Source organism: Phytohabitans rumicis (assembly GCF_011764445.1).
GTDB lineage: Bacteria > Actinomycetota > Actinomycetes > Mycobacteriales > Micromonosporaceae > Phytohabitans > Phytohabitans rumicis.
Genome location: NZ_BLPG01000001.1, coordinates 6,103,163 through 6,120,662 on the forward strand (window position 1 = coordinate 6,103,163; position 17,500 = coordinate 6,120,662).

The 17,500-nt window shown below is 70.1% G+C and carries 17 protein-coding genes; 9 read left to right on the plus strand and 8 right to left on the minus strand.

The annotated features are described in order from the left end of the window. Nucleotides 1-45: 45 nt before the first annotated feature. Both Prum_RS27800 and Prum_RS27805 read right to left on the minus strand, forming a co-directional pair. On the minus strand, nucleotides 46-825 hold the full coding sequence (locus Prum_RS27800) for a methyltransferase domain-containing protein (RefSeq protein ID WP_173079180.1): 780 nt from the start codon (nucleotides 823-825) through the stop codon (nucleotides 46-48). Between the two features lie 5 nt (nucleotides 826-830). After that, the gene (locus Prum_RS27805) at nucleotides 831-1,523 is read right to left on the minus strand and encodes a dihydrofolate reductase family protein (RefSeq protein WP_246278130.1); all 693 of its coding nucleotides are present in this window, start codon (nucleotides 1,521-1,523) and stop codon (nucleotides 831-833) included. 75 nt (nucleotides 1,524-1,598) lie between these two features. On the opposite strand from Prum_RS27805, the gene Prum_RS51965 reads away from it, so the two are divergent. Continuing rightward, nucleotides 1,599-1,826 (plus strand): helix-turn-helix domain-containing protein, encoded by a 228-nt coding sequence (locus Prum_RS51965; protein WP_246278131.1) that lies wholly within the window; start codon nucleotides 1,599-1,601, stop codon nucleotides 1,824-1,826. After that, nucleotides 1,823-2,521, plus strand: a complete 699-nt coding sequence (locus Prum_RS27810; protein WP_246278132.1) for a LysR substrate-binding domain-containing protein — start codon at nucleotides 1,823-1,825, stop codon at nucleotides 2,519-2,521. Before Prum_RS51965 ends, Prum_RS27810 begins: the two co-directional genes overlap by 4 nt. Nucleotides 2,522-2,528: 7 nt before the next feature. Here the strand turns inward: Prum_RS27810 and Prum_RS27815 are convergent, their stop codons facing one another. Together Prum_RS27815 and Prum_RS27820 are read right to left on the minus strand one after the other, a co-directional pair. Continuing rightward, nucleotides 2,529-3,080, minus strand: coding sequence for a carboxymuconolactone decarboxylase family protein (locus tag Prum_RS27815; protein ID WP_173079181.1), 552 nt, complete (start codon nucleotides 3,078-3,080; stop codon nucleotides 2,529-2,531). A gap of 4 nt (nucleotides 3,081-3,084) precedes the next feature. After that, complete coding sequence (locus tag Prum_RS27820) at nucleotides 3,085-4,149, minus strand: cobalamin-independent methionine synthase II family protein (RefSeq protein WP_173079182.1); 1,065 nt, start codon at nucleotides 4,147-4,149, stop codon at nucleotides 3,085-3,087. Between the two features lie 126 nt (nucleotides 4,150-4,275). Here Prum_RS27820 and Prum_RS27825 point away from each other — a divergent pair, with 126 nt between their 5' ends. The 3 genes from Prum_RS27825 to Prum_RS27835 all read left to right on the plus strand — a co-directional run bounded on the left by Prum_RS27825 (nucleotide 4,276) and on the right by Prum_RS27835 (nucleotide 7,247). Continuing rightward, nucleotides 4,276-5,376, plus strand: a complete 1,101-nt coding sequence (locus Prum_RS27825; RefSeq protein ID WP_173079183.1) for a M20 family metallopeptidase — start codon at nucleotides 4,276-4,278, stop codon at nucleotides 5,374-5,376. Nucleotides 5,377-5,401: 25 nt separating this feature from the next. Then, on the plus strand, nucleotides 5,402-6,523 hold the full coding sequence (locus tag Prum_RS27830) for a carboxylate-amine ligase (protein ID WP_173079184.1): 1,122 nt from the start codon (nucleotides 5,402-5,404) through the stop codon (nucleotides 6,521-6,523). Between the two features lie 85 nt (nucleotides 6,524-6,608). Further along, nucleotides 6,609-7,247 carry a nitroreductase family protein gene (locus tag Prum_RS27835; RefSeq protein ID WP_173084238.1) on the plus strand — a complete coding sequence of 213 codons (639 nt, stop codon included), beginning with the start codon at nucleotides 6,609-6,611 and terminating at the stop codon, nucleotides 7,245-7,247. Here the strand turns inward: Prum_RS27835 and Prum_RS27840 are convergent. Further along, nucleotides 7,231-8,682 (minus strand): NAD(P)-binding domain-containing protein, encoded by a 1,452-nt coding sequence (locus Prum_RS27840; RefSeq protein ID WP_246278133.1) that lies wholly within the window; start codon nucleotides 8,680-8,682, stop codon nucleotides 7,231-7,233. The two genes, Prum_RS27835 and Prum_RS27840, sit on opposite strands and share 17 nt — an antisense overlap. Before the next feature lie 208 nt (nucleotides 8,683-8,890). Between Prum_RS27840 and Prum_RS27845 the strand changes: the two genes are divergently transcribed. The 3 genes from Prum_RS27845 (at nucleotide 8,891) to Prum_RS27855 (ending at nucleotide 12,960) form a co-directional block, all read left to right on the plus strand. After that, a complete protein-coding gene (locus Prum_RS27845; RefSeq protein ID WP_173079185.1) occupies nucleotides 8,891-10,138 on the plus strand; it encodes an RNA polymerase sigma factor in 1,248 nt (415 codons plus the stop codon). Between the two features lie 90 nt (nucleotides 10,139-10,228). After that, the gene (locus tag Prum_RS27850) at nucleotides 10,229-11,290 is read left to right on the plus strand and encodes an LCP family protein (RefSeq protein WP_173079186.1); all 1,062 of its coding nucleotides are present in this window, start codon (nucleotides 10,229-10,231) and stop codon (nucleotides 11,288-11,290) included. A 143-nt stretch (nucleotides 11,291-11,433) separates the two neighbouring features. After that, entirely contained in the window at nucleotides 11,434-12,960 is a 1,527-nt protein-coding gene (locus Prum_RS27855; protein ID WP_246278134.1) for a sugar transferase, read from the plus strand. 314 nt (nucleotides 12,961-13,274) lie between these two features. On the opposite strand, the gene Prum_RS51970 is transcribed toward Prum_RS27855, so the two are convergent. Genes Prum_RS51970 through Prum_RS27865 form a run of 3 tightly spaced genes read right to left on the minus strand, consistent with a single transcriptional unit; the run spans nucleotide 13,275 to nucleotide 15,788 of the window. After that, complete coding sequence (locus Prum_RS51970; RefSeq protein WP_246278135.1) at nucleotides 13,275-13,703, minus strand: DUF1501 domain-containing protein; 429 nt, start codon at nucleotides 13,701-13,703, stop codon at nucleotides 13,275-13,277. After that, nucleotides 13,679-14,518, minus strand: coding sequence for a DUF1501 domain-containing protein (locus Prum_RS27860; RefSeq protein WP_246278136.1), 840 nt, complete (start codon nucleotides 14,516-14,518; stop codon nucleotides 13,679-13,681). The genes Prum_RS51970 and Prum_RS27860 overlap by 25 nt, the downstream gene beginning before the upstream one ends. Before the next feature lies 1 nt (nucleotide 14,519). After that, nucleotides 14,520-15,788 (minus strand): DUF1800 domain-containing protein, encoded by a 1,269-nt coding sequence (locus Prum_RS27865; RefSeq protein WP_173079187.1) that lies wholly within the window; start codon nucleotides 15,786-15,788, stop codon nucleotides 14,520-14,522. Between the two features lie 127 nt (nucleotides 15,789-15,915). Here Prum_RS27865 and Prum_RS27870 point away from each other — a divergent pair, with 127 nt between their 5' ends. Next, the gene (locus Prum_RS27870) at nucleotides 15,916-17,481 is read left to right on the plus strand and encodes a DUF2142 domain-containing protein (protein ID WP_173079188.1); all 1,566 of its coding nucleotides are present in this window, start codon (nucleotides 15,916-15,918) and stop codon (nucleotides 17,479-17,481) included. The last annotated feature ends 19 nt before the right edge of the window (nucleotides 17,482-17,500 follow it).

The following is a 17,500-nucleotide window of genomic DNA, read 5'->3' on the forward strand; positions in this document are numbered from 1 at the left end:
ACGCCCACACCGGCAGCGGATCACCGGCGACAGTTCGCCGCTGCGCTATTCCGGCTTGGTCGCGCAGAACACGTAGCGGTTGAGGCTGAAGAAGCAGTCGGGGCCGAGCGTGCGGAGGTCCTCGACCCAGCTGTCGACGGTCGCGGCGGTCCACCCGTCACGGCCGACCACGAACCGCGCGACGATCGGGATCAGCCGGCCGCTGTAGGTGGCGGTCTCGTAGCCGACGTTGAGCAGCGGCAACACCCGTGGAGGCGCGACGTCGAACCCGGCTTGGCGCAGTTGCCGGCCCAGCGTGCGGGGCAGGAACGGGTCCGCCAGGTGCTGTTCCCACGTCAGCAGGATCCGGCGCATCCGGTCGGGATCGGTGCTGTGCCACACGATCGAGTCCCAGTCGGTGTCCAGGACCAGCAGCCGCCCGCCGGGCCGGAGCACCCGCGACGCCTCCGCCAGCGCCGCCGGGATGTCCGCGACGTACTCCAGCACCTGCGTGGTGACCGCCGCGTCGAAGTACCCGTCCGGGTACGGCACCGCGTCCGCGCCACCGTGGCGGTACTCCACCGGTGCGCTGCCGGCCGGCACCGCGCGGCCCCGGGCGAGGGTGAGCATGCTGTCGCTGACGTCGATCCCGCAGACCTGCCCGGTCGGGCCGACCGCCTGGGCCATGTCGGTGGCCAGCAGGCCGGGGCCGCTGCCGAGGTCGAGCACCGCCTCGCCCGCGGTCAACGCGAGCAGGTGTAGCACCTCCCGGCGCTGCTGGACGACGTCGGCGGTCAGGTAGACCGCCTCGACCTGGCGGGCCGCCTCGGCATCGAACTCCAGCATCGCGGTCACCGGCGGGTGAACGTCACATGCGTGACGCCGCTGGGCGAGGAGGTGGCCTCGACCTGGTAGTCCTTCTCGAGGCCCTCCAGTCCGTCCCAGAGGCGTACGCCTCGGCCGAGCAGGATCGGGACCACCACGATGTGCGCGTGGTCGATGAGCCGGGCGGCAAGGAAGTCGCGGATCACGGTGGGACCTCCGCCGATGCGTACGTCCTTGCCGCCCGCAGCCTCACGGGCTGTCTCGAGCGCCTCGGCGGGCGACGCGTCGAGGAAGTGGAAGGTCGTGCCGCCCTCCATCTCGATCGGCGGGCGCGTGTGGTGGGTGAGCACGAAGACCGGTGTGTGGAACGGCGGGTTGGGGCCCCACGCGCCCTGCCACTGCGGGTCTTCGTGCCATCCGGGGTGGCCGAACTTCCCGGCCCCCATGATCTCCGCGCCGATGCCAGGATCGAACAGCTGCGCGAAGGCGTTGTCGATGCCGCCGCTACCACCAGGATCGTCGTGCCCGCGCCACCACCTGGTGGCGAACATCCATTGGTGCAGCCTGTCCCCGGCGTGCCCGAAGTGTGCGTCGTGGCTCTGACCTTCGCCGGTGCCGAAGCCGTCGAGTGAGATGGAGAAGTTTTGGACGCGGGCGAGTGACATGGCTGGTGCTCCTTCGATGCGGGTGCCGTCGCCGAGGAGGCGCGGCTCGGTCATAAGACGATGATGGTTGCCCCAATGTCATGACGTCTAATGCCAAGTCTGCCCAGATCTCATAGATAAACTTGATGCATGCTGAGCCTGACCCACCTCAAGGTGCTGGAAGCGGTCGCCCGTCATGGATCGGTGACCGAAGCCGCGAAGGAGCTACATTACTCTCAGCCATCGGTCAGTCACCATTTGGGGCGACTGGAGGCCGACACCGGAGCCAAGCTCATCCAGCGAGTGGGCCGCGGGATCCGGCTCACCCCGAAGGGGAGCTGTTGGCGGGGCGTGCGGCCGAGATCCTGGGGCGGGTGAACGCCGCATCTGTCGAGCTGGCCGCTCGGGTGGGACTTCGTGCCGGACGGGTACGACTCGCCGGCTTCCAAACCGTCCTCAGCACCCTCGTACCGAAGGCGGCCGCCGAGCTGTCCCGGTCGTACCCGGGCATCGAGTTGCACCTCGTCGATGCCCACCCGGCCGTGGGTCTGAACATGCTGCGTTCCGGGCACGTCGATATCGCCCTGATCTTCCGGAACGCCGACACTCCTCCCGACGAGCACCAGGGATTCCGGCTCACCCACCTCCTGGACGACCCTCTCTACCTCATCAGTGACCAACCCGATGAGCGTCTCGGGGACCACCGTGACTCCGCCTGGGTTGGCGGCTGCGAACGCTGTCGAGCCGCCACGATCACGGCGTGCGAGCGCGCCGGCTTCTCGCCACGCATCGCCTTCACCTGCGACGACACGGTCATCGCCCAGGCAGTGGTGGCCGCCGGAATGGGCGTCGCGATAGTCAACGGACTCGCGCTGCGTGCGCACCGGGCGCCGGGCGTCCATGCCACCCAACTCACCGAGAGCCCTCGCCAGATCTATGCCGCCACATACGGCGACCCGCCAGACCCACCCGCCACGACCGCGCTGATCGAGCTTCTGGAATCGACTGCCATGGCACTCCGCGCCCCGAGCCGGGACGAGGTGGGATTACCCGCAGAAGGCCCGGCCCGCTAGAGAAGGCTCAGCCGATCGAGGCGGTATATCCGTATTCTACGATTCGGTGGGCGCTTTCCACGTACCGTTGCGGGTCTTCGGGCTGGAGCGTGCCGAGCCCGTCGACGTACCGGTTGTACATGCAGAACGCCGCGGCGATCAGGACGGTGTCGTGGATCTCCAGGTCGGTGGCGCCCTCGGCCCGGGCGGCGGCGATGAGCTCCGGGGTGACCGAGCGGCCGTCCACGCGGACCACGCCGGCGATCCGGAGCAGGGCCCGGAGCTTGGCCGAGATCGGTGCGGCGTCGGCGTCTGCGCGTACCTGGTCCACCAGGGGCATGCCGCCGTCGAGTTGGGCGGCGGCGAAGGCGGAGTGTGAGGCGCAGCAGAAGCCACACTCGTTCCCGCCGGACACGTACGCCGCGATCAGTTCGCGTTCGCCGGGGGTCAGCGAATGCGGCCCGCGCAGCAGCACCTCGGCCAGCTCGTTGAGCGGCTTGGCGGTCTCCGGCCGGAACCGCATCGGCCCGGTGATCCCGGGAAACTCCTTCTCGTCCACGCCCAGATCGATGTGTGCCATGAGGTCACGCTCCCAACTGTTCGGCCGCCAAGGCGGTGCCTTCGATCCGGGCCCGTATCTTGGCCCAGGCGATGTCTCGTGAGGTGGACACGTCGTCGCCGAACGGCGCGAAGCCGCAGTCGTCGCAGGTGCCCAGCCGGTCCGGCGGGATGTGCTCGGCGGCCCGCAACACCCGGTCGCGGACCTGCTCGGGGGTCTCCACGATGGGGTCGATCGGGTCGGTCACGCCGACGAATACGCGCTGGTCCGGCCGTACGTGGGCGGCGATCGCCGCGAGCACGCGCTCCGGGTCGGGCTCGCTGGCGAGCTGGACGTAGAACGCGCCCGCGCGCAGGGCGAAGAGGCTGGGCAGCAGTTCGGTGTAGTCGACGTCGGCGCTGTGCGTGGAGTCCTGATCGCCGCCGGGGCAGGTGTGCACGCCGATACGGGCCCGCTCCTGCGGTGTGAAGCGGTCGAGGACCCGGTTGTTGAGCGCCACGAAGGAGTCCAGGACGCCCTTGCTCGGATCCAGCTTGATGGACAGCCGCCCCTCGGTGAAGTCGACCTGGACGGTGTGTGCCCCGCCGTCGAGCGCGCCGCGGATGTCGGCTTCGGCCTCGTCGACCAGGTCGTCGAGGAACGCCTCACGGTCGTACCCGTGGATGCCGTTTTGGGGGTAGAGCAGGCTCAGCGCGGACGGCGCGATCACCGACTGCTTGACCGGCACGGAGGCGTGCCGCCGCGCGGCCCGCAGGTAGCTGTCGGATCGGGTCGCGTAGCGGAACGGCCCGGCCGTCAGGCGCGGCAACTGCCGCGTGTGGCCGTCCGCGAAGGGGATGACGGCGCCGTCGGGCGCCAGCCCGTCGAGGCCCACCAGCGGGTACGTCGCGAAGCTGGGCTTGCGTTGCTCCCCGTCGGTCACGACGGGTGAACCGAGCGCCTCGAACGTCGTGATCGTGTCGCGGACGGCGTCGTCGTACAGGGCGTCGAGGGTGTCGTGCCCGATCCGGCCAGCGGCGTGATCGGCGATGCCGGCGAGCAGAGCGGGGGGTCGGGGAATGCTTCCAATCGGTTCCGTTTGGAGGCTCATATGCGCTCAATCTAGCGGCGTCAGCGGCGCCCATCAATACGTATCGCCCCAAGGTGTACACAGTGGAACAGCACGTTAAAGGAAGATTTCGGACTGCCCCGGTGAGATCGTTTAGGAGTGGATCAGATGATCGACCGACTTGGCGAGCTTGTGGGGTGCGAGTCGCCGGCGGGTTCAATGTCGCACCTCGCCGCCTGCGCCGACCTCCTGGCCGGATGGGGCGCGGCCGTGCTCGGCGCGCCACCGCAACGGGTGGTCCGCGACGGGCTGCCCCATCTGCTCTGGTCCGTGCCCGACCAGCGGGTGCTGCTGCTCGGACACTTCGACACGGTGTGGCCGGCCGGCACGATCCGGTCGTGGCCCTTCGCGGTGAACGGCACGGTGGCGACCGGCCCGGGGGTGTGCGACATGAAGGCGGGCATCGTGCAGATGTTCACCGCCCTGGGCCTGCTGGCCAGCACCTCCCGGGTGGGCGTGCTGCTCACCTGCGACGAGGAGGTGGGCTCGGGCACCTCGCGGGCGTTGATCGAACGTCAGGCGCGGCGCTCCGGCGCGGTCCTGGTGTGCGAGCCGAGCACGCCGGAGGGGCATTTGAAGGTGGCGCGCAAGGGCGGCTCGGTCTACCGCCTCACCGTCCACGGTAGAGCGGCGCACGCCGGGGTGGAGCCGCATCGCGGCGTCAACGCCACGGTCGAGGCCGCCCACCAGGTGCTGGCCGTACGCGCGCTGGCCGCCCCGAGCGAGGGCACGAGCGTGACACCCACCATGATCGCCGCCGGTACGACGACGAACACGGTGCCGGAGCGGGCCACCCTGACCGTCGACGTACGGGGCTGGACGCGGGCCGAGCTGGACCGGGTGGATCGGGAGATCCACTGCCTGACGCCGCTGCTGCCGGAGGCCGGGCTGACCGTCGACGGCACCGTCAACCGGTACCCGATGACGCCCGACCTCGCGCTGCCGCTGCTCGATTTGGCACGGGCGGCCGCGAAGGACATCGGTCTGCCGCCGCCGGAGGGCGCGCACGCGCCCGGCGCCTCGGACGGCAACTTCACCGCCGCGCTCGGCGTACCCACACTGGACGGTCTGGGCGCGGTGGGCGGCGGGGCGCACGCCCGCGACGAATACGTCGATCTGAGCCGGCTGCCCGAGCGGGCCGCCCTGCTCGCCGGGCTGATCGAACGGCTGCTGGCGGAGCCACGCTGGCCCGCGGTGTCCCCGCCCTGACGCCGGAGCGCATACCCTACGGGGCATGACCATTCACTGGCCGCGACTGGGTGTGGAAGAAGAGTTTCTCGTCGTCGACCCGGTGACGCGAGAGGTGACACCGGGCGCGGCGGCGGTCGTGAGCGAGGCCGAGCGGCACCTCGGCACCCGGGTGTGCGGGGAAATCACCAAGCTCCAGGTGGAGACCCGGACCGCGGCCTGTCACACCACTGTGGACCTGCACGCCCAGCTGGTCGAGGCCCGCTCGGCACTCGCGTCGGCCGCCGCGGCCGAGCAGCTGCGGGTGATGGCCAGCGGCTCGCCGGTGCTGGGCCGGGCGATCCCGCCGCCGATGACCGAGGGGCCGCGGCAGGACCGGGGCAACGCGATGTTTCGGGGCCTCCACGACGAGTTGAGCATCTGCGCCGTACACGTGCACGTGGAGTCGCCCGATCGCGAGCGCGCGGTGCGGATCAGCAACCACCTGCGGCCGTACCTGCCGACGCTGATCGCGCTCACGGCCAACTCGCCGTACTGGGCGGAGCGCGACACCGGCTACGCGAGTTGGCGCACCATGACCTGGCACCGCTGGCCGGTCGCCGGACCGCCGCCGTACTTCACCTCCGCCGACCACTACGACGGGCTCGTCGACACGCTGCTCGACGCGGGCGCGCTGGTGGACAAGGGCACCATCTTCTGGGACGTACGGCTGTCCGCGCACCAGCCCACGCTGGAGGTGCGGGCGTCCGACGTACCCGTGTCGGCGGCGGAATCGGCGGCGCTGGCCGCGCTGGTCCGCGGGCTGGTCGTGGCGGCCGGCCGGGCGGTCGACGCGGGCGACCCGGGACCGCAGGTGCAGCCCGAGCTGATGCGGCTCGCGTACTGGCGGGCCGCGCGCGACGGCTTCGGCGGCTGTGGCGTCGACGTACACAGTGGACAGTTGAAGCCGGCGGCGGAGCTGGCCCACCGGCTCCTCGACGTGGCCCGTCCCGCGCTGGCCGATATGGGCGATCTCGACCGCGTCAGCGAGTGGCTGCGGCAGTTGGGCAGTGAGGGCGATGGCGCGACGCGGCAGCGCCGAGTCGCGGCGCGGGCCGGTGGGCTGACCGATGTGGTCGATCATTTGGTGGCGCGGACCGCGGCGCGGGAGGAGAGCACGAAACCGTAACGAGGTTCGGCGGACGGCGCGCGATCCTTGTGGGGCAGGCGTTACCCGCAGGAGGCTACCCGTGCAGAAGGCCGCAGCTCCGCTGATGATTCCTGTCCGGTCCGTTCGGCCGTCCCCGCTGGCGTCGGTGCACGCCGCGGAGGGCTTCGCCGCCCGCATGGCGCTGCGCCGGTCGGTGCGTGACTTCTCGCCCGACCCGGTGCCCGAGGGCGTGGTCGAGGCGGCCATCCGGGCCGCGGCGAGCGCCCCGAGCGGCGCCAACGTGCAGCCGTGGCGGTTCGTGGTGGTGACCAGCCCGGCCCGCAAGCGCCGGCTGCGCGAGGCCGCCGAGGCGGAGGAGCGGGAGTTCTACTCGCGCCGGGCACCGGCCGAGTGGCTCGACGCGCTCGCTCCGCTCGGCACCGATTGGCGCAAGCCCTTTCTGGAGGTCGCGCCCGTCGTCATCGTCGTATTCGAGGTGCATCAGGGGCCGCACAGCCCCAAGCCGTACTACGTGAAGGAGTCCGTGGGCATCGCGGTGGGGCTGCTGATCGCGGCATTGCACCACGCCGGCCTGGCCACGCTGACCCACACGCCGAGCCCGATGCGCTTTCTCAACGAGGTCTGCGACCGCCCGCCGGAGGAGCGGCCGTACCTGGTGATGCCGGCGGGCTATCCGGCGCCGGACGCGCGGGTGCCGATGGTGTCGCGCAAGCCGCTCGACGAGGTCATGGTCCGGTGCTGAGGTCCTTGAGGAAGAACTCCCGCAGCGGCTCGACGTGCCGGTCCGGCCGGCGCCACTCGGCCAGCAGGTCTTCCAGCAGGTGCTGCTCCGCGACCAGGTCGGCACCCCGGTAGCGGCGGATCACCGGATGGATGAACGCGCTCTCCCTGGCCCGCCCCGGCTGCGGGTGCCGCTCGATCGCGAAGACGTCGGCGTAGTCGTCGCGGCCCCAGCGCAGCGCCGCCGTGTAGTAGTGCGACGAGCCCGCGAAGCGCGATACGGCGTAGTCCTCGGGCAGGTCGCGGTAGTGCCGGAAGCGGCCGGTCACCGGGTCGAAGACGAAGGCGTCGCACAGGTACTCGAACTGGGTCCACAGCGCCGAGCTCCAGTTCAGCCGGTCGAGCGTCACGGTGGTGAGCGCGTCCGGCTCGGCCGGCACCTCGTCGTACGCCAGCGGCACGCCGTCGTAGCGCTCGCGCAACAGCTGCGTGAACGTCCGCAGGTTGTACCGGAAACCGTCGATGAAAGGCGACGAGGCGTGCTTGACGTCGCGGGCCTGCGCGATGGTGCCGGCGAAGTAGAGGTCGTCCACATTGGACGATTGCCAGTCCGGCCGGAGCCCGGGCATCCGGTCGTCGCGGATCATCTCCGGTTGGCAGTGCGGCTCGAAGAGCGAGGTGTCCATCCGGAAGCCGGTGCACCGCAGCACCGATTCGTATTCCAGGAGCGCCCGCTCGCCGTCGGCGTGCGTGTAGGTGATGTCGACCTCGAAATGGTCGTTCACCGGGCGGATCTCGTCGATCGTGCAGTCGAGTACGGAGTGCAGGGTCTTGAACTGGTAGCTGTCCAGGATCGCGCCGTACTGGCCGCGTACGTCGCCGGGATGCTTCGTGTTCCAGGCCAGGCGCAACGGTTGGCGGCTGGCCAGATGCACCATCGCCGCGTGGCCGAAGATCGCCGCCGCGGTCTCGAACGCCGAGTTTCCCTTGCCGATGATCAGCACCCGCTGGCCCGCGTACGCCTTCGGCTCGACCTCCATGTCCTCGTACCCGATGGCGTGCTCGATCCCGCGGATCGGTGGCACGTACGGCCGGCCCCAGCCGGTCGCGACGACCAGGCAGCGGGCGCGCCACACGCCGTCGGCGGTGTGCACCGCGAAGCCGTCCTCGTCGCGGCCGATCCGTTCGACCGCCGTCCGGTAGCGCACGTTCAGCGCGTGGATCCGCTGGAAGTCGGCCAGGTAGCGGACCAGGTCGTCGGCGTGCGGGAAGTATTCGGTGCTGTATTTCGGAAACGACAGCTCCGGTGCGTCGTTGAGCAGCGAGTTCCAGTCCCAGCGCAGCTTGATCTCCGGGTCGGTGCTGGTGGTGTGCACCTTGTTCAACGAGATCAACCGGCGGTGCCGCGGGTACTGGGCGAAGAAACCGCCCGGCTCGCTTTCGCGTTCGAGCGTCACGTAGTCGGCGCCGGCCCGCTGCAGGTAGTAGCTCAGTTGGAGCCCGGCGGGGCCCCGCCGACAATGACGTACTGGTGCCTGTGTTCGGCCACGGCCGCCCTCCCTGACTCGTCCACTGTGCCCCGACGATGCGGGACGCCTCGACCGGTGTCAATCCGGGCGCGACCAGATGTCGCCCGTCCGATGACCGTGGGTAACCTCTGTAGGCGTGACGGCTAGCGACGCTCACCGGACGATCGAGGCGGTCTGGCGGATCGAGGCGGCGCGACTCATCGCCGGCCTCGCGCGGATGACCCGGGACTTCGGGCTCGCCGAGGAACTGGCCCAGGACGCCCTCGTCGCCGCGCTGGAGCAGTGGCCCGCGTCGGGCGTACCCGATAACCCGGGCGCCTGGCTGATGGCGATCGGCAAGCGCCGCGCGATCGACCACTTCCGGCGCCGTGAGCGCCTCGACCGCAAGGTCGACGAGATGGGGCGCGACCTGGAGACGGAGCAGACGCCCGACCTCGACGCGGCCATCGAGGACATCGGCGACGACCTGCTGCGCCTGGTCTTCACGGCCTGCCATCCGGTGCTCTCCACCGAGGCGCGGGTCGCACTCACGCTGCGTGTGCTCGGCGGCCTGACCACGGAGGAGATCGCGCGGGCGTACCTGGTGCCGGAGTCGACCGTCGCGCAGCGCATCGTGCGCGCCAAACGCACCCTCGCCGACAAGCGCGTGCCGTTCGAGGTGCCGTCGGCGGCCGAGCTGCCCGAGCGCCTCGCGTCGGTGCTGGAGGTCATCTACCTGATCTTCAACGAGGGATACACGGCCACCGCGGGCGACGACTGGATGCGGCCCGAGCTCTGTGAGGACGCGCTGCGCCTCGGGCGGATCGTCGCGGAGCTGGTCCCGCGGGAGCCGGAAGCGCACGGGCTCGTCGCGCTGCTGGAGATCCAGGCGTCCCGCTCTGCCGCCCGCACCGGTCCGTCCGGCGAGCCGGTGCTGCTGCTCGACCAGAACAGGGCCCGCTGGAACAGGCTGCTCATCCACCGCGGCCTCGCGGCCCTCGACCGCGCGGAGAAGCTGGGCGGCGCGCGCGGTCCGTACGCGCTCCAGGCCGCGATCGCGGCCTGCCACGCGCGGGCCCGGACCGCTGACGAGACCGATTGGGTACGGATGGCCGCGCTCTACGAGGCGCTCGCGGTCACCACGCCGTCCCCGGTCGTGGAGCTGAACCGCGCGGTGGCGGTTTCGATGGCGTTCGGACCGGAGGAGGGCCTGAAGCTCGTCGACGAGCTGACCGCCATGTCCGTGCTGAAGGACTACCACCTGCTGCCGAGCGTCCGCGGTGACCTGCTCGCCAAGGTGGGCCGGGTGGACGAGGCGCGGGCCGAGTTCGTGCGGGCCGCGGAGTTGACCCGCAACGCGCGGGAACGAGAACTGCTGCTCAATCGCGCCCGTGCGCTTGACTGAGTCATCACTCGGTCGCGCAGCGTGGTACGTGAATGTAAACTCTCTGGCCGCGGCAGCCATGTGATTGTGTGAATCAGTACCATCGGGCACATGCCACGCCACCCACAGATCGCGGAACCCGACTCCACGCAAGCCTTCGTGCTTCCGCCGGATGGTGCACCCACCAAGCAAAAGCCTCGCAAGGGCCGCCGCGCCCGGACGATCGTGCTGATCAGCCTGCTGGTGGTGGCCCTGCTCGCGGGTGGTGGTTTGCTGGCCGGTGGGCTGTATCTGCGGTCGGTGGAGGGGAGCATCGATCGGGTCGACGCGTTCAACGACGTGCCCGAGGAGGCGCGCCCCGACAAGGTGGTGAAGGACGCCAAGAACCTGCTCATTCTGGGCAGCGACTCCCGTGACCCGGAAAACACGTCCGGCTCCCGAAGCGACACCATCATCGTGGCGCATCTGCCCAAGGGCCGGGGCAGCGCGCAGATGATCTCCATCCCGCGGGACACCTGGGTGAGCGTGCCGAAGAGCAAGGACGGCAAGCACGGCGGCGTGGACGCGAAGATCAATGCGGCCTTCGCCTGGGGTGGCATCCCGCTGATGGTGCAGACCGTGGAGAAATACACGGGAGTCCGCATCGACCACGTGGTCATCGTCGACTTCGCCGGCTTCCAGGAGATCATCGACGCACTCGACGGGGTAGAGATCGACGTCGAAGAGAGCTTTACCTCGATCCACAAGCCGCACCGCAAGTTCACCAAGGGTAAGCAGACTCTCGACGGTGCGGCCGCGCTCGACTACGCACGGGAGCGGTTCGCGTTCAAGGACGGCGACTTCGCCCGCATCCGCCACCAGCAGCAACTCATCAAGGGGGTGCTGGACAAGGCGGCCTCCGGCGGCCTGCTGACCAACCCGGGCCGGTTGAACTCGTTCCTGCGGGCCACCGCCGACGCGGTCTCCGTGGACGAGACGCTCAGCATCTTCGACACCGCGACCGAGCTGCGCCACCTGCGCAGCGGAAACCTCACCTTCCTGACGAACCCCACCAAGGGCACCGGTCGGGTCGGCACCCAGAGCGTGGTGCTGGACGACCCGGTGAAGGCCAAGGCCCTGTACGACGCGGTCCGCCGCGACGCGGTCGACGAGATATTGAATGTCGCAAAGTAGGATGCCGCACCACCCTCCGGGCCATGGTGCAGCCATCGACACGGCCGTATCCTGCTGGCGGTCGCTCAGGCATTAAACCTGTTGCGGACAACGGGGGAAAGATGAATATTTCAGGCTTGTCAACAGTTGGTCACGAAGCGACAGTGGAGCTTCCCGTCATCGACGCCCGTCACCGGGCGCCCGCGGTGGCTGGCGAAGACGCCGCCGAGGAGGACCATAGCCAGGGCCGGGGCATTCCCCGGCCGCGTACGGCAGAGGTAGGCGCGGTCAACGGGCAGGAGTCCGCCCCGCGACCGGCCGCGACAGCGGTGTTGCCGTACGTCAGCTCCGCCACATCCAAGCGCACCCGGCCGCTGCGGGCCTGGATGATCACCGCGCCGGTCGACGTGGTCGCGCTGCTGACGCCGTTGCTGCTCAGCGCCCAGTACTGGCGGGGCACGCTGGTCGCGGCCGGGCTGACCGTGGTCATCTTCGCGGCCGGCGGGCTGTACCGGGCCCGCCGCCATGTCAGCATCCTGGACGAGCTGCCCAGCCTCTGCGGCCGGCTGCTGGCCTCGGCGGCCATCGTCGCGATCATCGCGGCGATGCGGCACGACTCGGTCGAGTACGGCGCCGGCTTCATGCGCGGCGTCGCCCTCTCCGCGGCGCTGGTCATCGCGGGTCGGGTCATCACGCGAAAGCTCACCATCGTCGCCCGCAAGCGGCGCTGGGTCGAGCACAACGCGATCGTGGTCGGCACGGGCCCGGTGGGCATCGAGCTCGCCCGGCTGCTGCGCCGCTACCCGCAGTACGGCCTGCGGTTCGCCGGCTGGGTCGACACCCAGGTCGGCGACGTTCCAGGAGGCGCGCCGGTGATCGGCTCCCTCGACGACCTCGAAAAGACCATCCCGATGGTCGAGTGTGACGTCCTCATCGTCGCCGACACCGACATCCCGGAGTCGACGCTGATGGACGTCCTGCGCCGGCCCGTGGCCGCCAGCTGCGACCTCTGGGTCGTGCCGCGCCTGTGGGGTTCGCACTCGCAGAACCGTTCGCCCGACCACATCGGCGCGATCCCGGTCGTCCAGGCCCGCCACATCAACCTGTCCGGGCCGCGCTGGTGGGTCAAGCGGGGGTCCGACATCCTCTTCGCCTCCATCGCGCTGGCCGCGCTGAGCCCGGTCCTCCTGCTGTGCGCGATCGCGACGTTCCTGGACGGCGGCCGGGGCATCTTCTTCCGGCAGGAGCGGATCGGGCAGTTCGGAAAGCCGTTCCAGGTCATCAAGTTCCGCTCGATGCGGCCGGTGAACGAGCACGAGTCGCAGACGAACTGGTCCATCGCGGACGACCGCCGGGTCAGCGCCATCGGCCGCTTCATGCGGCGTACGTCGCTGGACGAGCTGCCCCAGCTGTGGAACATTCTGCGCGGCGACATGACCGTGGTCGGCCCGCGGCCGGAGCGGCCGTTCTTCGTGGAGAAGTTCTCCGCCGAGCACCCCGACTACGCGATGCGCCACCGCGTGCCCGTCGGCCTGACCGGGCTGGCGCAGGTCAGCGGCCTGCGCGGCGACACACCGATCTCCGACCGGGCCCGGTTCGACAACTACTACATCGAGAACTGGTCGCTCTGGCTCGACCTCAAGGTGCTGATGCGCACGATCGCCGAGGTCTTCCGGGGCGGGGGGCGCTGAGATTGGTCAGGCTTAGAGCGGTTTTGGGGCCGGGGTGCCTCGCGAAGCCCGTCAGGCTTGATGTCTTCGCGAGTCACCCCGGCCCCAAAACCTGACCAGGGCGGTCCAGTCGACAAGCGCACCAACTCTGGAGTCCCCGCCATTGTTGGGTCCCCGGGGACTCAAACGTCGGCGGTAACTCCAGAGTCTTTAAAAAGCGTGACCGTCGCCCCTAGCTGGACCAGGTCAGTTTTGGGGGGCCAGGGTGACCTGCGAAGACATCAAGCCTGACGGGCTTCGCAGGGCACCCTGGCCCCCAAAACCCCAGATCCCACTCAGCGGAAGAGCGGCAAAGACTCACCCCGGTAGCCGTCGAGGAACTGGGCCGGGTCGGCGCCCAACACCGACCCGAGCAGCGTGCCGTACACCTGGCGGAAGTCCATGGTGGCCTTGAGATCGCCGTCGTCCAGGTCGGTCAGGGTCGGCTGCTCGCCGTAGAAGCCGCCGGCCACGCCGTGGCCGAGCACCAGGACCGGCCCGGCGGTGCCGTGGTCGGTGCCGTCGGAGGCGTTCGCCCGTACCCGCCGGCCGAACTCGCTGTAGACCACCACGGTGACCCGCTTGCCCGCCTCCGTACGCGCCAGCCGGTCCAGGAACGCGGTCAGCGCCTTGTCGAGCTGGTCCAGCAGCATCTCGTGCCCGGCCAGCTCCTCGGCGTGCGTGTCGAAGCCGCCGAGGCTCACCGAGTAGACCCGGGTGGGCACGTTGGCCTCGACGCAGCGCGCCACCAGCGAGAGCTGCGTGGCCAGCGCGCTGGCGCCCCCGGTGCCGGTGGCCGGTACGTTCGGCCCCCACTGGCGCCCGCGGTCTCGGTCGCGTGCTCGGCCTGGCGTACCACGCGATCGACCCGGAGCAGGTCGGTGTACGACGTGGCGGCGCGGGCGCACATCGCCGGCTCGTTCGCCTGCCGCTGCCCGAGGGCCGACACCATGTCCGCGGTGATGCCGTCCGGGAGGGTGAGCCCGCTGATGCTCACGCAGGCGCCCGCCTGGGTATCGCCAGCGAGCAGCACCGGCAGGACGGGCTCGAAGCTGACCGCCGCCTCCGCCGGTGCCTTCGTGCCGTCCAGCCAGCGCCCGACCCAGCCGGTGTGGATGGGGGTCACCGGAGACGCGGTCTGCCAGATGTCCATGGACCGGAAGTGGCTGCGGTCGGGCTTGGGGTAGCCGACGCCGAGCACGATGGCGACGTGCTTCTCGTCCCACAGCCGCTTGATGCCGGGCAGCTTCGGGTTGAGGCCCAGCGCGTCGTCCAGGTGCAGCACGCGGTCCTGCGGGTACGCCAGCTCGGGCCGCGCCGAGTGGTACGCCGGGTCGGCGTACGGGATGACGGTGTTGAGGCCGTCGTTGCCGCCGTACAGCGTGACCAGGACGAGCCGGTGCTCCGGCTCGGCGGCGGCACCCTTGGCCCCCTTCGCCAGCAGCTCGGCGATGCCCAGCGCGCCCGAACCGACCACCAGCGCGCCGGCACCGGTGACGCCGGATGCGATGAGGAAACGGCGGCGAGTCAGCGCGTCCATGTCACGTCACCAAGTACTCCGGGCTCGCGAGCCCAAGGGTCAGCATGTGCCGGGCATCCTTCACGCCCTTCAGCACCGCGTACGTCCGGTCGGACCATCCGTCGAGGCACAGGATGTATGCCAGCTCTTCCGGGGTCGTGCGTTCGATGGCGGTCAACGTCGCGAGCGTACCAGCCAGGCCGAGCCTGACCTGGGCGGCGGCCGAGGTGAGCCAGGAGCCACCGGCGGGCCAGCCGCCGACGCTCGGCGGCGCGAACGGCAGCTGCCCGAGGGCCCGCAGGCCATCGAAGATCGACGTGAGCTGCTCCGCGGGCAGGCCACCGAGGCGCAGTCCCAGTTGCCGCATGGCGCCGACGAGCCACTCCACCGGTTGCTTGACCAGCGTGTTGGTGGTGTCTTGAAAGGCCAGGTCCGCGAAGAGGACCTTCAGCATCGACCGCGGCTCCGGAAACGCACTCGCCATGCTTTCCCTGGTGCGTTCGGGAATGGGACGGTTTGACGAGGCATAGCGATACCACATCCGGGTGGCGATGAACCGCGGGCATTCCTTGCGCCCCAGCAGCATGTCGACGAGGCGGCGCGCGGTGAAGGCGTCGGTCGTACCCAGGATGGTCTTTCGCCCCTTGTCGTGCTGCTCCGCCTGGAAGAAGCACGCTTCCGAGCCCAGGCTGACCCGCCAGCCGGTGAGCGCCCGGCCGGCCTCCTTGACGTCTTTCTCCGTGTAGTGCCCGATGCCGAGCGTGAAGAGTTCCATCAGCTCGCGGCCGAGGTTTTCGTTGGGCGACGCCTTGGTGTTGAGCTGCCCGTCCAGCCAGTAGACGAGGGCGGGGTCGACGATCATCCGCCGGGTCATGTCGACGAAGTCCCGGGACTGCCGCAGCGTGCGGTGCTGGGCCAGCATGAGCGCGGGGCTGCGGACCTTCTCGATGGACGTGGCCCAGTGGCCGTGCCAGAAGAACAGCAGCTTCTCCACGGCCTGGTGGTCGGCGACCGTCATCCGGTCCAGCCACCACTTCGTGATCTGCTCGATCTGGACCCGCCGGACGTGGTCTCCGCTGGACCGCTGGGCGACTGTCGGGTTCGGCTTGTCGGCGAACGGATCCATGCCCAGCACGGGGATCGGGGCGCTGCTCGCGCCGACATCCGGTCCGGGCGGAGAGATCAACGCCGACAACGTCGCCGCGTACCCTGCCTTTCGGGCGGCCGCGAGCTCCGCACCGGTGGGACCGAAGCCGGCCCTGTGCAGAAGCAGCGCGACATCGTCGGTCATGCTCGCACCATAGGTGAAGAATCGCCGGGTGTGAAACCGAGCCGACCAGGCGGGTTGCGCGCGGCAAGCGCGGACTCTACGGTGTGCGGTCGTGTCCGCACGCGCGGGCGGTGGAAGGTCGGGGGCTGTGAGTCGGTTCTGGTGGGCCAAAAGACTTGTCTGGGTTGGTGTCTTCCTCGGCCTGGTGCTGATCGGCGGGGCCTGGGCGGTCGCGACACCCATCGGGGGCACACCCGATGAAAAGGCGCACATTTACCACGCCGCCGGTGTCGCGGGTGGTGACTTCTTCGCCAAGCCCACGGACGCGAAGTACGGCACCGGCGTGTTTCACGAGATCCCGCAGAACCTCGTCAACGGGTGTGAGAAGGGCGGCATCGCCGACTTCTGCGCCAACCCGCAGGACCCCGACAAGCTGGTGCGGGTGGGGACCTACACCGGCCGGTACAACCCGCTCTACTACGCGGCCGTCGGCGTACCGCTGCGACTGTGGCCGAACGCGGCGGGCCTGCTCGCGTCCCGCATGATCTCGGTGCTGCTCGTGGCGGCGGTGCTGACCGCCGCGATCTACAGTGCGGCGCGCTGGAGCCGCAGCCGGGTGCTCATCCCCGCGCTGGTCGTGGCGGGCACGCCGATGCTCTTTCACCTCATGGGCGCGGTGAATCCGAACGCCCTGGAGATCGCCGCCGGGACGCTTTTCTTCTGTGCCCTGATACCGCTCGCCGATCCGTCCACGACGGTGCACGCGGCGTGCGTACGCCTCGCGGGAGTGGCGGGCATCCTCCTGGTGACCCTGCGCGGCCTCGGGCCGCTGTGGCTGGCCATCGGGCTGGTCGTCGTGCTCGCCGGTGCGGGCCGCGGTCGTCTCCGCGAGCTCGCCCGCCACCGGACGGTACGCCGGTGGGGCGTGGCCGTGCTGGTCGCCGGCGCGGCCGGCGTGGCGTGGACGGTCCTGTTCAAGGCCACGGCGGGCGCCGAGGTGGCGACCCAGCACGTGGGGCCGCTGGACGCGCTGAAGACGATGGTGCTGGTGTATTGGGGTGCCATCCTCATCCAGATGGTCGGCAACCTCGGTTACCTGTCCACCGCGCTGCCGGGCTTCGTGGTCTTCACCTGGGCGGCCGTGGTCGGATTCCTCGTGGTCGGGGTCGGCGTGCTCGGCAGCCGGTCCGCCAAGGTCCGGGTGCTCGCGCTCATCCTGGCCTGTCTGGCCATCCCGACGCTGGCCGTCGTCACGGCGGTGGACACGCTCGACTTCTTCTGGCAGGGCCGGTACAGCCTGCCGCTGGCGGTCTGCGTGCCGCTCATCTGCGCCCACGAACTGGCCGTGGCCGGCGTCCTGACCGGCCCGGCGATCCGCCGGCTCACCCGGATGCTCGTGGTGGTCCTGCTGCCGGCGCAGCTGATCGGGCTGCTCATGATCCTGGTCCGGTGGCAGAACAACATGGTCCAGGTGGGCGTCGACCTGCCGCTCAACCCGTTGGAGAGCACCGGCTGGCGGCCGGCGCTCGGCCCGTTGCTCCCCATCGTGCTGATGTTCGTGGGGCTGACCGTGGTCGGCTGGGCGTACCTGGCGCTGGTCCGCCCGGCCGTGGCAGCCGCTGGCGAGTCGCCACCGGCCGAGCAGAGGGAGTCACCGGTGGATTCATCCGATCGGCCCGAGGTCCGCGAGGCGCTCGCGGTGAACCCGGCATGACGGCGACGCTTGAGGTGGC